At 36.9% G+C, this 1,583-nt stretch carries 3 protein-coding genes; 1 reads left to right on the top strand and 2 read right to left on the bottom strand.

From position 1 onward, the window contains the following. Positions 1 to 168: 168 nt before the first annotated feature. On the bottom strand, positions 169 to 525 hold the full coding sequence (locus tag IQ226_RS24700) for a DUF5615 family PIN-like protein (RefSeq protein ID WP_193899765.1): 357 nt from the start codon (positions 523 to 525) through the stop codon (positions 169 to 171). After that, positions 525 to 761 carry a DUF433 domain-containing protein gene (locus tag IQ226_RS24705; protein WP_193899767.1) on the bottom strand — a complete coding sequence of 79 codons (237 nt, stop codon included), beginning with the start codon at positions 759 to 761 and terminating at the stop codon, positions 525 to 527. The genes IQ226_RS24700 and IQ226_RS24705 overlap by 1 nt, the downstream gene beginning before the upstream one ends. Before the next feature lie 222 nt (positions 762 to 983). On the opposite strand from IQ226_RS24705, the gene IQ226_RS24710 reads away from it, so the two are divergent. Then, entirely contained in the window at positions 984 to 1,469 is a 486-nt protein-coding gene (locus IQ226_RS24710) for a Uma2 family endonuclease (protein WP_228039680.1), read from the top strand. The last annotated feature ends 114 nt before the right edge of the window (positions 1,470 to 1,583 follow it).

Genomic DNA, 1,583 nt, shown 5'->3' on the forward strand with positions numbered 1-1,583 from the left:
GTTTAGAAAAAATGCGCTCTGAAAACATAATTTCTAATTGGTATGAAGTGCAAAGAAACTTATTCACTTTAGTTGTGCGCGACTACATTGTGGACAATCTTACCAATGCTTGTGCTGCTTCATCAACATAGATTCATTTTTTTGTCAATGCGTAAGTCCTATAAATAATTAACCAACCGATTCAATCTCACCCGCATCATTGATAAATACAGATGAACCTATTGATAAAGATGAGATAATTTCACTAATTTTTTTCATTAGAGGTACTAAATGATCAGGACGAGTGCTACGAGAGTTTAAAATAATAATTTTCAAAGTTTTATCAGTTAAATTTTGCTGATAAGGAAGATTTTTATCGGCCGTAATAAACACATCAAAAGGATGTTTTTCAGCCAAATCAAGAATTTGGTGATCCTTAAAACCACGCCACCCCATATCATTAACATTGTAAACAATATAACCTTTATTTAAAAAAGGTTGTTTGAGTTTTTTACTTAAAAGATTTTCATCTAGCAATATTATCATTAAGCGCAACGTTCCTGAGCAATTATTAATTTAGCTGCATTTTCTAAAACTTTCATAGTTTGAGTCTCCAAATAGGGAAAATCATTAATAAACTCAGCTAATCCACCCTCGCCTTCAAGATAGTCAAAAAATGTTTGTAAAGGAACACGAGTTCCCGCAAATACTGGAACTCCACTCATAATTTCAGGATCGCAGTGAATAATTCCCTGAGTTTCTAATAAGTTGTTTAGTGTCATGTTTTGTTGAATATATAACCTAATCTTCTCTTATTATAACTTGAATGATATGTAAATTGTGTTAGCCAAGCTTACCGTTCGCGCAGCGTGCCGTAGGCATAGATATCGCTGTTTTGGGATGTGGGGAGGAGCGTTAGCGGTAGCTTACCGAAGGTATCCCTGTTTGGGGTGTGGGTGGGCGATCGCTGTTACAATTAAAGAGATTTTGGAGGGTATGAAGCGATGATAGTTACAGCAATTAGACCCGTAACAATCGAAGAGTTTTTGCAATTACCAGAAACAGAACCTGCTTCCGAATTTATTAATGGACAGATCATACAAAAACCGATGCCTCAAGGGGAACATAGTCAACTTCAGATTGACCTCTGCGAAAGAATTAATCAAATTGCCAAACCTCAAAAAATCGCCAAAGCCTTTCCCGAACTAGGCTGTGTTTTTGGTGGATTAGCGATCGTTCCCGACATAGCTGTATTTCGTTGGGAGCGAATTCCTCGATTGTCGTCAGGACGGATTGCCAATCGTTTTGAAATTTATCCCGATTGGGCGATTGAAATTCTCTCGCCCGATCAAAAATATAAACAAGTCCTAGCCAAACTATTACACTGTGCCGAGTATGGGACGGAATTGGGATGGTTGCTAGATCCTGAAGATGAAAGCATTTTAGTTGTAGATAGCGATCGCCGAGTGAGGGAATTTACAGCAGTTTGAGATCAAACGCGGTACAAAGATGGTAAACTTTAAAGATGTAAAAAAAAGAAAATAATTGAGATATATGGCAGCAGCATATTCGACTGATATAAGACAAAAAATATTAAGTGCTTG

It is taken from the genome of Dolichospermum sp. LEGE 00240 (genome assembly GCF_015207875.1).
Classification (GTDB): Bacteria; Cyanobacteriota; Cyanobacteriia; order Cyanobacteriales; family Nostocaceae; genus Dolichospermum; species Dolichospermum gracile.